Here is a 13,438-nt window from a genome sequence, read left to right as displayed (position 1 = left end):
TTTTCACCTAGCTTTCACCGAGGCCACAGCAGGCCAGGGGTACTACACGGGACTAGGCTCTACTCGTGATGCGACGGACGAAGATTGTGTGCACTCTCGGCCCAGCGACCGCTACCGAGGAACGTATTCGGGAACTCGTCGAGAGCGGCATGGATGTGGCGCGGCTGAATTTCAGCCATGGCGAACACTCCGACCATGCCGAGAACTACAAGAAGGTGCGGCAGGCCTCGGACCATCTCGGCCGGGCGGTCGGCATTCTCGCCGACCTACAGGGACCGAAGATTCGGCTGGGCCGCTTCACAGAGGGCAAGACCGTATGGGCCAACGGTGAAGAGGTCCGCATAACTGTCGACGAGATCGAAGGCACCCACGATCGCGTCTCCACTACCTACAAGGAGCTGGCCAAGGACGCCAAATCGGGCGACCGCCTGCTCATCGACGACGGCAAGGTCGGCGTCACGGTCATTCGGGTCGAGGGCAACGACGTCGTCTGCCGAGTGACCGAGGGCGGACCGGTCAGCAATAACAAGGGCGTCTCGCTGCCAGGTATGGACGTCTCCGTGCCCGCGCTGTCGGAGAAGGACATCGATGACCTCGAATTCGCGCTCAAGCTCGGCGTCGACTTCATCGCGCTGTCCTTCGTGCGTTCTCCCTCGGATGTCGAGTTGGTGCACGACGTGATGGACCGGGTCGGCCGCCGTGTTCCGGTGATCGGCAAGTTGGAGAAGCCCGAGGCCATCGACAATCTCGAGGCCATCGTGCTGGCCTTCGACGCGGTCATGGTCGCCCGCGGTGACCTCGGCGTCGAACTGCCGCTCGAGCAGGTGCCGATCGTGCAGAAGCGGGCCATCCAGATGGCGCGCGAGAATGCCAAGCCGGTCATCGTCGCGACCCAGATGCTGGAGTCGATGATCGAGAACTCCCGCCCGACCCGCGCCGAGGCCTCCGATGTGGCCAATGCGGTGCTCGACGGCGCCGACGCGGTAATGCTGTCGGGTGAGACCTCGGTGGGTGCGTACCCGATCGAGACGGTTCGCACCATGGCGCGGATCGTGCACGCGGTGGAGACCGAATCCACCCGGGTGCCACCGCTGACCCACGTGCCGCGCACCAAGCGCGGTGTCATCTCCTACGCTGCCCGCGATATCGGCGAGCGGCTCAATGCCAAGGCGCTGGTCGCCTTCACCCAGTCCGGCGATACGGTTCGCCGCCTGGCTCGTCTGCACACCCCGCTGCCGTTGCTGGCGTTCACCCCCCTTCCCGAAGTGCGCAGCCAGCTGTCGCTCACCTGGGGCACCGAAACCTTCATCGTCCCGACAGTGAACAGCACCGATGCGATGATTCACCAGGTGGATGTAGCACTGCTGTCTATGAAGCGATACCAAAAAGGTGATCTGGTGGTAATCGTGGCAGGCTCCCCGCCCGGTACTGTCGGCTCCACCAATCTGATCCATGTGCACCGTATCGGTGAGGAGGACCATTAGCCGTGAGTGAGCGCAGCGAACGAACCGAGAACACAGCAACGCCATCGGTCGCAACAGGGCCGAGCGTCAGCGAGGCGCAGTTGTGAGCGCTTCGCTGGGTGGCGCTGTCGGCCTCAGCGCGGCAGCGGAAGGTACCGACCTCGATGTGCTGCTCGGATTGCTCGATCTGGAACAGGTCGAGGAGGATGTCTTCGTCGGCCAGCATCCGGAGAAGGTTTGGAGCCGCACGTTCGGCGGTCAGCTGGTTTCGCAGGCGATCATGGCGGCGGGGCGAACGGTCGACGGTGACCGTCCGCTGCACGCCGTCAACGCGCATTTCGTGCGTGGTGGCGATGTGAAGAAGCCGATCGAGTATCAGGTCGACCGCCACCGCGACGGGCGCTCGCTGGCCAACCGCACGGTCACCGCGACCCAGGACGGTCAGGAGCTGTTCGTCATGCTCGCCGCGTTCCAGGATTGGGGCAAGGGTCTCGAGCACGCGCACGCCCAGCCGGTGGTGCCGGATCCGGAGACGCTGCCGCGTGTCGAGGAGAGCTTCGCGGGCTTGGAAGACAAGCTGGAGATGTTCGTCAAGGCGCCGCATCCGATCGATATGCGCTACACCAACGACCCCGCCTGGATCCTGAAGGGCACGGGGGAGCGGCTGAACCACAACCGCGTGTGGATGCGCGCGGATGGCCGACTGCCCGATGATCCGCTGATTCACGTTGCGACGCTTGGCTATTCGTCCGATACCACGGTGCTCGATTCGATTATCACCACGCACGGCCTGTCCTGGGGCCTGGATCGCATCGTGGCCGCGACGATCAACCATTCGATCTGGTTCCACCGCCCGTTCCGCTTCGACGATTGGGCGCTCTACGCGACCGAGTCCCCGGTGGCCGCCGGGTCGCGTGGCCTTGCCACGGGCCGGTTCTTCTCCCGCAGTGGCGAATTGCTTGCCACCACCGTCCAGGAAGGCATCATCCGCCACTTTCCAGCGCGGCGCTGAGCTCGGGTGCTCATGTGTTTGCGGACAGTGACAACTGATTTCGTAAGCACATGGGTAACTCCCTGTACTCACATCGAACTAGCGTGCGATGGGTTCTCGTTGTCAAGAGTTGGCAGCGTTGGGTGTTGAGGGTGCTGCGGGGCGGTTTCGACGACGTCCGTGGTTATGGTGTGGAGTTTGTTGATTTCGTGACGCGTTCGGGCGAGTGCCGTTGGCGCGCAGGCATATACGAGGGCAGCCGCACCACAGGGCACGCCGCCTGGCTCGCCGTCCGCCGACCGAGCATCGTCGCGCGCGTCTGAAACGCAGCACGGCGGGCCCGCGACGCGCGACGATGGCCGACATGACATTGCCTGCCCTCCCCGAGGAGTCCTTCCAGCGTGTGCTCTGTGTCGTCGCGCATCCAGACGACATGGAGTACGGTGCGTCCGCGGCTGTCGCTCGCTGGACCGCGCGTGGCATCGAGGTCGGTTATCTGCTGCTCACCCGCGGCGAGGCCGGCATGCCGAACCATCCCGAGGAGACGGCTCGCTTGCGCGTCGCCGAGCAGCGGGCCGCCTGCGCCGCCGTCGGCGTCGAGCACCTGACTGTCCTCGAACATCCGGACGGCGTGCTCGTCTACGGCCTCGACCTGCGCCGGGATATCTGCCGGGAGATCCGCCGGTTCAAGCCCGACGTCGTGCTCGGCGCCGGTTACGAAATCGAGACGCCCTATGGCTTCGACCAGGCGGAGCACCGCGCGGCCGGGCTCGCGACGCTCGACGCAGTGCGCGACGCAGGCAACCGGTGGGTCTTCCCGGAGCAGATCGACGACGACCTCGAACCGCACTCCGTGCGCTGGTACATCGTCCCCGGACTCGCCGGCTCCGCGACCCACGGCGTCGAGGTCACGGGTGAGCCGCTGCGCCGCGGCGTCGCCTCCCTCGAGGCGCACGCCGCGTACCTGGCCGCGCTCCCGGACCACCCCGCCCCCAAGGACTTCATCCCGCAGTTCACCGCGATGAGCGGTGAGGCCATGGGCGTCGAGCACGCCGTCTTGTTCCACGCCCACGACCTGCAAGCACCACCGGAATTCGGCACCGAAGACACGCAGGATCCAGTCGAAGTGATAGCAACGCAGCCGTCGAGCAGCGGTCACCTGCCACTCAACGGTCTGAGCATCTATTACGAAGTGTATGGCGCGCTCGGCACCTCGAAGACGTCTCCGCTGCTGCTCATTCCCGGCGGGTTCATGTCCACCGACTCGATGAAGTCGTGGGTGTCCGCCTTCGCGAGCACGCGCACCGTCATCGTCTTCGATCAGCAAGGGCACGGCCGCACCCCGGACACTCCGCGCGAGATGTCCTACGAGCAGTTCGCCGACGACGCCGCGGCGCTGCTGCGCGCGTTGCAGGTCGAGCGCGCGGATACGCTGGGCTACTCGCAAGGCGGCGGGGTCGCGCTGCAGCTCGCGCTCCGTCACCCGAGGCTCGTCGACAAGCTGGTCTCGGTGTCGGCCACCTACCGCAAGGACGGCTGGTACCCGTCGGTGCTGGAGGGCATCAGGGGCCTCAGCGCCGCAGCCTTTGCCGGAACATCCGTCGAGAAGGCGTTCAGGGAGCACACCCCGGACGGCGCGGCGTTCGACGCCTATGTCGAAAAGATGAAGCTCTTGGGGATCAATGACCAGAACATCAGCGACGCGCAGATGCGTTCGATTTCCGCGAAGACGATGGTCGTCGCCGGTGATGCGGATGCACTGAGGCCCGAGCATGCGCTGGCGATGTTCGTACTACGCGGTGGCGGCGATGAGGAAGCGGCGGCGTCAGGGGCGCTGCTGAGGGTTCCGGCCGCGCGCTTGGTGATTCTGCCGGCGACGTCGCATATCGGTATCTTCGGCGAGTCAGCGGTATTGGCGCCGATGGTGACTGCGTTTCTCGACGATGTGCTGCCGACGACGCCGAATCTCTTCTAGGCTTCGCCCGTACGGGCGAGCGAGGTCGCCTACACCGGCCTGACAGATTGCCGCAAAGTATCCGGACATGAAGCACACCGCGCAGACCGAGTCGGCCAGAGTGCGGCGTCGGCGAAACAACTGAGTCCCCATCCGGACACCAGATGGGGCTCAGTAGCCGACCGGCAATAGCCGGAGGGTTTGTCGCGGCTATGTTCCTCCAGGAACTGCAGCGCGCTCTCCCACCAGCTTTCCAGACGTTCCCGTGTGAGAGCGCCACGATGACCGTGCCGGGCGAAAGCCGTTCATCTGCTGCGTCTTTCAAGGCGACTGCTTCGATGAAGGCGATGTCGCCGACGACAGTATCCGAGTAGAACAGATTCGACACGCCGACCAGCGGGGGATTGCGGAACGCGTGTTTGCTCTCACGTCAGGCAGATTGGGGTAGTGACTGGTAACTCGTCCGGAACGTCCAAAAGTCTTGCGGCACACGACGTAGGACCTGTACGCGATGTCCGTGCCGCCGGGCTGGTATGGCCTCAATATCCGGGGAGGCGGAACCGTTCGCGCTCGGTTTCGAAGTCGAAGCTGTCGCGGCGCTGCACCCGGATTGTCCGCGGGATCTCCAGATCCATTGGGCAGCTTGCGGTTTCCAACATCAGGCGCTTCTCCAGCGCGCTCAGGCTCGGTGCGGTCAGATCGCGCGGCGCACCGACCAGGCTGAGTGCGATCTCATAGGTGCGTCTTGCCTGCTGCTCCTGGCCGGGATGCTCTACGCGCCACTGGGTTTCGAGTAGTAGGTGCTCTGGTGCGTCGGACTCGACCGGCAATGTGAAGCGCCACGCGAAGACGTCGCGGTCCTGGAGGTGGTCGTCCACCACCTCGCGTACCGAATCTACGACGCGATCGAGGGTTTCCGGTGTCACATAAACATGGAGCGAAACATCCGAAATTCGTTTCGGCATGTCTGATTCCTGTCGTGTGTCGAACCATCAACGGCGGAAGTTATTCCGCGCGCGAGTGTAATCCCTTTACCCGCTAATTGGACACCGGGCCCTGCGTGTCACCGGATCCGCTGGGCGGCAAGGAAGGCGGCCAGCGGCGCGGGACGCGCCCCAGGGGCCATTACGAGGCCGGGGCGTTCGTCGTCGACGGGCCGTCGCTGCTCGTGCGGCGCCAAGGTCAGCAGTAGGGGCACCAATGCCTCGGCGATGCGGTCGCCCACTTCGCAGAACGCGGCTTCCGACAGTCCGACCGGGTCGGCGATATTCTCCCGGCCGACGAGGGCGAGATCGTCGCGGGCCTGGTGCAGGTCGGCGATCGTCGCGGCGCCGGTGACCTTGGCGATGCGATGTGCTTCCAACAGGGTGAAGGTGCGCGATCCGGCCCCGAACGCCATCTGCGCCGCCTGATCCCGGATCTGCTCGGTCATGGCCAGCACCAGATCCGCGCGGTCGATCAGCTCGGGCTCGAGTTTGCGGGCCCGGAAATAGTCGGCGTCGGCGCCGAGGCCCTCGATGGTCCGCGCGGCGAGCGGCTCGATCGGAAAGCCGATCAGCGCACGGGTTCCCGCGCTCTCCGCGGTGAGCCGGGGCAGGTTGTATTCGACCGCTACGGCGTGGGTGAGCCGCTCGGCGATTACCGAACGGCAGACATTGCCGTTGCAGACGAACAGGACGTGCATGCGGATACGGTAGGCCGCGCACGGACCGACCAGAAGGCCCTCGACATCGAATCACAGCCCGCGAAACACATATTCATCTGCTGGTCAAGTGCCGTACACAAAGTACGCCCCGGTATTCAGAGAGACGCTCGATACGTGTGACAGTTAGGCGGTCAGTATTCGAGGTCTGGGCGTCCTGCTGAACGTACCCGGCGCGAGCGGTTTCAACCATCACAGTATTGCCACGGTTGGAGATCGGATTTACTCGGACTCTCCACCGTAGTAAGTGGATTCGGCGACCACGGGTGCCTCCCTGGCGGCCTCGCCGTGCACCCGCCCCCGGGTCGTGAACATCCGACCGCGCGAGGCCACGACGGGCGCGAATCGCGGCAGTCCGGAGGCCGCTCCCATATCGTCGTACATGGCATCGATGCCGCCGCGCATGAAATACGCCTCATGCCAGAACCCGGTCCCGCCGGAGTCGCGCAGGAACTTCTGCCACCAATCCCGGTGCGGCGCAGAACGTGTCCACCGTTCCAGCGAATCCAGATCCCGCCAATACTGCCGTGCTCCCCAATGCGGCGGAAACAGCGACCAGATCACGTCCTCGTGCGACAACAGCCCATCCGGCCGATCCTCGTGCGACCGATACAGTTTCGGGCCCAGACCGAGCAATCGCAGGATCCCGCGAGGCCTGCGCACCCGCATCCCGAGATAAATGACGACCAGATCCGGATACCCGGACAGATCGACAGTGGTCCTGTTAACCCGCATCGAGGCACCTCCGTATCGGGCTGCCCACTTGCAACCCTACTCCGCAAATACGAGACAGCCCGCGCCCTAGTTCGATCGCCGCAAGGCTCGACGCACCGGCAAGACGAAGGCTCGTCGATAACGTAACTACCGCTGGGGGGTCTGGGGGCGAAGCCCCGCCGGGCGGGGTCCGGGGGTTGCACTCCCGGCGTAATCGCGAAACGTGGTCGGCTCATGCTCGGCATGAGCGACCACGAGTGCACCTGGTGCCGATTGTGGGACTCGAACCCACACGTCCTTTCGGACAACGGTTTTTGAGACCGTCGCGTCTGCCAGTTCCGCCAAATCGGCGCACCGGTGGGAAAGCATAGCGGGTCACTGTCGAAAATCACGAATGGGCTGGGTGAGAAGTGATTGTCGCCCGGTTTGCGCAGGGTATATGGGTTGTATGCCGAACTGAAAGGTACTCTTTACATCACTCGACGGCGACAGTGTGGGGCGATGGACCGGTGCCCGGACCACGGCCACTCATACGCGTGTCGGGACACGGCATCGGAACCAGAGGGGTCTACCTATGAGCAACACAGCAGGGGGCGCCGGCACGAAGCGGGACGCCGGGGCGAAGCGGGTCGTCGTCGCGGAAGACGAAGCGCTCATCCGCATGGATCTGGTGGAGATGCTGACCGAAGAGGGCTATCAGGTTGTCGGTGAGGCAGGCGACGGCCAGCAGGCGGTGGATCTGGCGGTGGAGCATCGGCCGGATCTGGTCATCATGGATGTGAAGATGCCACGCCGCGACGGTATCGATGCCGCGGCCGAGATCGCGTCGAAACGCGTTGCGCCAGTTGTGATTTTGACCGCATTCAGTCAGCGAGATCTGGTCGAGCGGGCGCGTGATGCCGGTGCGATGGCTTATCTGGTCAAGCCGTTCACGAAGTCGGATCTGGTGCCCGCCATCGAATTGGCGGCCAGCCGCTTCCACGAAATCACCGCACTGGAGAGTGAGGTCGCCAACCTGGCCGACCGGCTCGAGACGCGCAAGCTGGTCGAACGGGCCAAGGGCGTGCTCATGCAGACCCAGGGGTTGTCGGAACCGCAGGCATTCAAGTGGATTCAACGTACGGCGATGGACCGCCGCACTACGATGAAGGCGGTAGCCGAGGTGGTGCTGGAAAATCTGGCCCCGAAGTAGGCCCATCCTGCGCCCCGGCCGTTCAAGGCCGGAAATTTTACTTTCCGGAAACCCGATCGCGATGAAAAATTCGAAACGATGTCGGTCGGATGATCTGAATGTGATGCGCAGCTAACGTACCAACGCTATGTTCTGACCGGGCTGACGTGGTCGGCCTCCTCGGAGGAGAGCCCGGGGGAGCACAGGACGTAGAGGTGAAACGTGCTTAGTTCGACATGGCGCAGTCGTTCGATGCGGGGTGCATTGGCCATCGGTGCCGCCGCCGCGCTCGTGCTGACGGGGTGTAGCGATAAATCGACCGACGGTGGCTCGGGCACCTCCGGCACCAGCGGCGCGGGCGGTCTGAAGATCCAGCCGGTCATGCAGATCGACGCCAACGGCAAGCAGGTACCGAAGTCGGACAGCGCCTCGGCCGCCGACCCTGCGGGCGACGGCAAGGCCACCTGCCCCGCGGGCACCGCGATCGCCATGGCGGGCGCGCTCACCGGTCCGGACGCCGCCCTTGGCATCAATATCGTCGACGGCGTGAAGCTCGCGCTGGACAAGCACAACAAGGCCAACCCGGGCTGCAAGATCGAGCTCAAGCAGTTCGACACCGAGGGCGACCCGCAGAAGGCCACCCAGGTCATCCCACAGATCGTCAACGACAAGTCGATCATCGGCCTGGTCGGTCCGGCGTTCTCCGGTGAGACCAAGGCGACCGGCAAGATCCTCAGTGACGCCGGCCTCGTCTCGACGACCGCCTCGGCCACCAATGAGACGCTGACCCAGAACGGCTGGACCAGCTTCTTCCGCGGCCTGGCCAATGACGGCGTGCAGGGTCCCTCGGTCGGCAAGTACCTGGTCAACACCGCGGGCTACAAGAAGGTCTGCGTCATCCAGGACAACACCGACTACGGCACCGGCCTGGCCAAGACGATCATCGAGGGCCTCGGCTCGGCCAACGACGCGTCCTGCAATGCCAGCATCAAGAAGGGTGACAAGGACTTCTCCGCCACCGTCACCAAGATCGCCAGCGCCGCGCCGGACGCCGTCTTCTACTCCGGCTACTACTCCGAGGGCGCCCCGCTGGCCCAGCAGCTGAAGTCCGGTGGCGTCAAGGCGGTCTTCGTCTCCGCCGACGGCACCAACGATCCGCAGTTCGTCGCTCAGGCCGGTAGCTCGTCCAAGGGCGCGGTACTGTCCTGCCCGTGTGGTCCGGCACCGGATAAGTTCACCGCGGACTACAAGGCGCTCAACGGCGCCGAGCCGGGCGTGTACTCGGTCGAGGGCTACGATCTGACCACGATCTTGGCCAAGGGCATCGATGGCGGCAAGCTCACCCGTCCGGACCTGCTGGAATACGTGCGGTCCTACGACGGCAACGGTCTTGCACGTCAGTACAAGTGGAACCCGACCGGTGAACTGACCAACGCACTGATCTGGATCTACGAGGTCAAGTAGCCCTAGACAATCCGAACGGCGGCACCTACAGGGGTTCGTGGGAATCCCCGTAAGTGCCGCCGTGTCGGGTGGGCGAATGAATGAGGGCACAAGACGAATGAAATCAACGGCACTGGCTGGCGCTGTACAACTCGCCAGCGGTTCGATCGACTTCAATTACCACGGAGTGATCGATAACTTCTGGCGACTGACCGTCGACGGGGTGACCTACGGCTCAATCTATGCCTTGGTCGCCGTGGGCTATACCCTGGTCTACGGCGTATTGCGGCTGATCAATTTCGCCCATTCGGAAATATTCATGCTCGGCATGTTCGGTCAATTGGTCGGGCTCATGCTGTTCGGATTCGTGGCGAATCCCGATGTGTACACCCAGGGCATCATCCTGACCGTCACCTATCTCGCATTGGCGATGATCATCGGCATGCTGGTGTCCGGTGGCGCCGCGGTCGGATTGGAGCGCGTGGCCTATCGGCCATTGCGCAAACGCGGGGCCAAACCGCTGAGCTTCCTCATCACGGCGATCGGTATGTCGTTCGTGCTCCAGGAATTCGTGCATTTCATCCTGCCGAAGATCAATCCCAAACTCGGCGGCACCAACGCGCAGCAGCCGATCAAACTGGTCGAGCCGAGCGTGCAGTTCAGCTTCTTCGGCGCCGAGGTCGACAACATCAAAATGCTGATCGTGCTCGCGGCGATCGCGCTGGCGATCGTGACCGAGGTGCTGATCAATCGGACCAAATTCGGGCGCGGCATCCGCGCCGTCGCCCAGGATCCCGATACCGCGACGCTGATGGGTGTTTCGCGGGAGCGGGTCATCATGTTGACCTTCTTCATCGGTGGTGTGCTCGCCGGTGCGGCCGCGCTGCTGTACGCGATCAAAATTCCCCAGGGCATCATCTACTCCGGTGGATTCATCCTCGGCATCAAGGCATTCAGCGCCGCGGTGCTCGGCGGCATCGGCAATCTGCGCGGCGCATTGCTCGGCGGCATCCTGCTCGGTGTGGTGGAACAGTACGGCCAATCGCTGCTCGGTTCGGAGTGGCGCGATGTCGTCGCGTTCGTCGTGCTGGTGTTGGTGCTGATGGTGCGCCCGACCGGCATCCTCGGTGAGAGTCTCGGGAGGGCCCGCGCATGACCGACTCGACCAAAACCCCTGACTCCGTACCCGAGACACCCAAACCGGCCGCGCCGAGACACGGTGTCGGGGATACGATTCGGACCTGGTGGGACGGCCTGAGCCGCCCCGCGCAATGGGGCGTCGGCGTACCGATCCTCATTCTGCTCGCCCTGCTTCCGCTTTTCCCGCCGCCGCTGCTGGATACCCCCGGCTACAACTTCGGTCTGGTCATGGCGCAGGTCGCGATGTACGCCCTGATCGCCATCGGCCTGAATGTCGTTGTCGGACAAGCCGGTCTGCTCGATCTCGGCTACGTCGGCTTCTACGCCATCGGCGCGTATACGGTCGGCCTACTCACCAGCCCCAACAGTCCGTGGAATCAGACCGACGGCGGCTGGCTGAATCCGACCTGGGCCTGGATGGCCTGTCTGCCGATCGCGGTCGCGGTGACCGCCATTTCCGGCCTCATCCTCGGCACCCCGACTCTGCGGCTGCGCGGTGACTATCTGGCGATCGTGACCCTCGGCTTCGGTGAGATCGTGCGACTGCTCGCCGACAATCTCTCCGATATCACCAATGGCAGTCTCGGTCTTTCCGGTGTCGCCTTCCCACACGTCGGTGAGTCCGCCAGTAAGCCGGAGGGTGTGTTCTCCGGCGGTAACAGCGGCAACGCCGATAGTGCGAATCTGCTCGACCGGGCCAGTTACGGCACCTGGTGGTATTGGTTCGCGATGGTGCTGGTGATCATCGTGCTGCTGATCGTCGGCAATCTGGAACGCAGCCGGGTGGGCCGCGCCTGGGTGGCCATTCGCGAGGACGAGGACGCGGCCGAGATCATGGGCGTGCCGACGTTCAAATTCAAGCTGTGGGCCTTCCTGATCGGCGCTGCCGTCGGCGGCATGTCCGGTGCGATCTATGCCGGCCAGGTGCAGTTCATCAATCCGACCGGCTTCAACATCATCAATTCGATGCTGTTCCTGTGCGCGGTCGTCATCGGCGGTCAGGGCAATAAGCTCGGAGTCATCTTCGGCGCGTTCATCATCGCCTATCTGCCCGCGCGGCTGCAGTCGGTGAAATTGGTGAGCAATGAGTCGACCGGATACCTCCTGTTGGCCATTGACGTGCTGGTCTTCGTCGGACTGGTCCTCGTATGGAGATCCAGGGGCGACAGTCTGGCTGCGTGGCCGCGGCGCGCCTGCATTACCGGCATGGTGGTCACCGGCGTCATGGGTGCACTGCTGCTCGGCAGCGTGCTGCTGTTCCGCGTCGGCGGTGCGCAGTCCCTCGGTGACCTCAAGTACATGTACTTCGGAATTACCTTGGTGGTCATGATGATTCTGCGGCCACAGGGTCTGTTCCCGGTGCGGCAGAAGCTGCTGACCTTCGGTAGGCAGGTGTATCAGGCCGTGCGCAAACCGGGTGAGCGTGAATTGATCGGAGCGGGACGATGACCGGGCCGGGCGCGGGTGACGCGCTGTTCGACAACGAGGATATGGCGGCCGGTTATGCGGCGCAGCCCGAGGTCGAGAGCGCGGGCGAGGTCGATGTCACCGCCGTGATCCCGGTGCTCGCCGATGCCGAGGTCGTCGCGGATGTGGTTGCGCCGCATCGTGATATCGAGACCGCGGTGGGTGAGCCGCTGCTGCGCACCGATGCACTGACCGTGCAGTTCGGCGGTCTGACCGCATTGGACAAGGTCAGCTTCGAGATCCGTCGCGGCGAGATTCTCGGGCTGATCGGGCCCAACGGCGCGGGCAAGACAACCTGCTTCAACGCCATTACCGGTGTCTACAAACCGGCCTCGGGTCTGGTGTATTTCGACGGCAAACCGCTGACGAAAACCAAGCGCAATGAGATCACCCGGCTCGGTATCGCCCGCACCTTCCAGAATGTGCGGCTCTTCGGCGAGATGACCGCGCTGGAAAATGTGGTGGTCGGCACCGACGCCAGGCATAAGACCTCGGTGCCCGGTGCCATTTTCCGCACGCCGCGGCACCGCAGCGAGGAGAGGGATGCGATCGAGCGCGGCATGGCCCTGCTCGAATTCGTCGGTATCGCACCGCGTGCGGTGGAGAAGGCGCGCAATCTCTCCTATGGTGATCAGCGCCGATTGGAGATCGCCCGCGCGCTGGCCACCGAGCCGAAATTGCTCTGCCTGGACGAACCGGCCGCCGGGTTCAATCCGAGCGAGAAATCGGCGCTGATGGATCTGATCCGCAAGATCCGCGACGACGGGTTCACCGTGCTGCTCATCGAGCACGATATGCGCCTGGTCATGGGTGTCACCGACCGGATCGTGGTGCTGGAGTTCGGACGTAAGATCGCCGATGGGCTGCCCGTGGATATCCGCGACAACCCGGATGTGATCGCGGCCTATCTGGGAGTGCCGGATGCCGAGGCCGCGGCGGCCGAGAAGACCACCGCCGTAACCGAAGTGGTCGAACCGGAACAGCTCGTCGAGGAACCGACTCCGGCCGGTGGCGAGCATCGCAAGCCGCGGCCGCGCGACTTCAGCGAAGCGCCGCCGCTGCTCGAGGTCGACGATATGGTCGTCAACTACGGCAGAATCCAAGCGCTGCACGGGGTTTCGCTCCGGGTCGCTGAGGGGGAGCTGGTGACCTTGCTCGGCGCCAATGGCGCGGGTAAGACCACCACCATGCGTGCGCTGTCCGGACTGCTGCCGCTTACCCGCGGCAAGATCAGGTTCGAAGGCCGCGACATCACCCAGATGAAGGCGCACGAGCGGGTGACGCACGGGTTGATCCAGGCGCCGGAGGGTCGGGGTGTCTTCCCCGGTATGACGGTCCAGGAAAACCTCGATATGGGTTGCTACGGAAGGGCTTTCAAGCAGAAGGCGGAATA

General features: G+C 64.1%; 11 protein-coding genes, 1 tRNA gene and 1 pseudogene. 9 read left to right on the top strand and 4 right to left on the bottom strand.

Annotated elements, in window-relative coordinates:
- The first annotated feature begins 65 nt into the window (after positions 1-65).
- From pyk to ACIBI6_RS37895, 3 genes are all read left to right on the top strand, one after another.
- Entirely contained in the window at positions 66-1,484 is a 1,419-nt protein-coding gene (pyk, locus tag ACIBI6_RS37905) for a pyruvate kinase (protein WP_364359035.1), read from the top strand.
- 82 nt (positions 1,485-1,566) lie between these two features.
- Positions 1,567-2,475 carry an acyl-CoA thioesterase II gene (locus tag ACIBI6_RS37900; protein ID WP_364359038.1) on the top strand — a complete coding sequence of 303 codons (909 nt, stop codon included), beginning with the start codon at positions 1,567-1,569 and terminating at the stop codon, positions 2,473-2,475.
- A 205-nt stretch (positions 2,476-2,680) separates the two neighbouring features.
- Positions 2,681-4,429 (top strand): alpha/beta fold hydrolase, encoded by a 1,749-nt coding sequence (locus ACIBI6_RS37895; RefSeq protein ID WP_396959799.1) that lies wholly within the window; start codon positions 2,681-2,683, stop codon positions 4,427-4,429.
- Between the two features lie 518 nt (positions 4,430-4,947).
- Here the strand turns inward: ACIBI6_RS37895 and ACIBI6_RS37890 are convergent.
- From ACIBI6_RS37890 to ACIBI6_RS37875, 4 genes are all read right to left on the bottom strand, one after another.
- Positions 4,948-5,373 carry a hypothetical protein gene (locus ACIBI6_RS37890; protein ID WP_364359044.1) on the bottom strand — a complete coding sequence of 142 codons (426 nt, stop codon included), beginning with the start codon at positions 5,371-5,373 and terminating at the stop codon, positions 4,948-4,950.
- Positions 5,374-5,471: 98 nt separating this feature from the next.
- On the bottom strand, positions 5,472-6,092 hold the full coding sequence (locus ACIBI6_RS37885) for a low molecular weight phosphatase family protein (protein WP_364359047.1): 621 nt from the start codon (positions 6,090-6,092) through the stop codon (positions 5,472-5,474).
- A gap of 240 nt (positions 6,093-6,332) precedes the next feature.
- The gene (locus ACIBI6_RS37880; protein WP_396959796.1) at positions 6,333-6,845 is read right to left on the bottom strand and encodes a monooxygenase family protein; all 513 of its coding nucleotides are present in this window, start codon (positions 6,843-6,845) and stop codon (positions 6,333-6,335) included.
- Positions 6,846-7,088: 243 nt separating this feature from the next.
- Positions 7,089-7,175, bottom strand: a tRNA-Leu gene (locus ACIBI6_RS37875).
- A gap of 223 nt (positions 7,176-7,398) precedes the next feature.
- Here ACIBI6_RS37875 and ACIBI6_RS37870 point away from each other — a divergent pair.
- The 6 genes and pseudogenes from ACIBI6_RS37870 to ACIBI6_RS37845 form a co-directional block, all read left to right on the top strand.
- Complete coding sequence (locus tag ACIBI6_RS37870) at positions 7,399-8,016, top strand: ANTAR domain-containing response regulator (protein ID WP_040688928.1); 618 nt, start codon at positions 7,399-7,401, stop codon at positions 8,014-8,016.
- Between the two features lie 231 nt (positions 8,017-8,247).
- Complete coding sequence (locus ACIBI6_RS37865; RefSeq protein WP_364359054.1) at positions 8,248-9,459, top strand: branched-chain amino acid ABC transporter substrate-binding protein; 1,212 nt, start codon at positions 8,248-8,250, stop codon at positions 9,457-9,459.
- A gap of 97 nt (positions 9,460-9,556) precedes the next feature.
- A complete protein-coding gene (locus ACIBI6_RS37860) occupies positions 9,557-10,594 on the top strand; it encodes a branched-chain amino acid ABC transporter permease (protein WP_364359057.1) in 1,038 nt (345 codons plus the stop codon).
- Positions 10,591-12,027, top strand: coding sequence for a branched-chain amino acid ABC transporter permease (locus tag ACIBI6_RS37855; protein ID WP_364359060.1), 1,437 nt, complete (start codon positions 10,591-10,593; stop codon positions 12,025-12,027). The genes ACIBI6_RS37860 and ACIBI6_RS37855 overlap by 4 nt, the downstream gene beginning before the upstream one ends.
- Positions 12,024-12,980, top strand: a pseudogene (locus tag ACIBI6_RS37850) (ABC transporter ATP-binding protein); the annotation flags it as partial. The gene ACIBI6_RS37855 and the pseudogene ACIBI6_RS37850, both read left to right, overlap by 4 nt.
- 141 nt (positions 12,981-13,121) lie before the next feature.
- A partial coding sequence (locus tag ACIBI6_RS37845) for an ATP-binding cassette domain-containing protein (RefSeq protein ID WP_364359066.1) occupies positions 13,122-13,438 on the top strand: 317 nt, incomplete at its 3' end.

Source organism: Nocardia sp. NPDC050412 (assembly GCF_044458825.1).
Taxonomy (GTDB): domain Bacteria; phylum Actinomycetota; class Actinomycetes; order Mycobacteriales; family Mycobacteriaceae; genus Nocardia.
The sequence above is the reverse complement of the archived record's forward strand: the minus strand, read 5'-3'. Positions and strand labels throughout refer to the sequence as shown.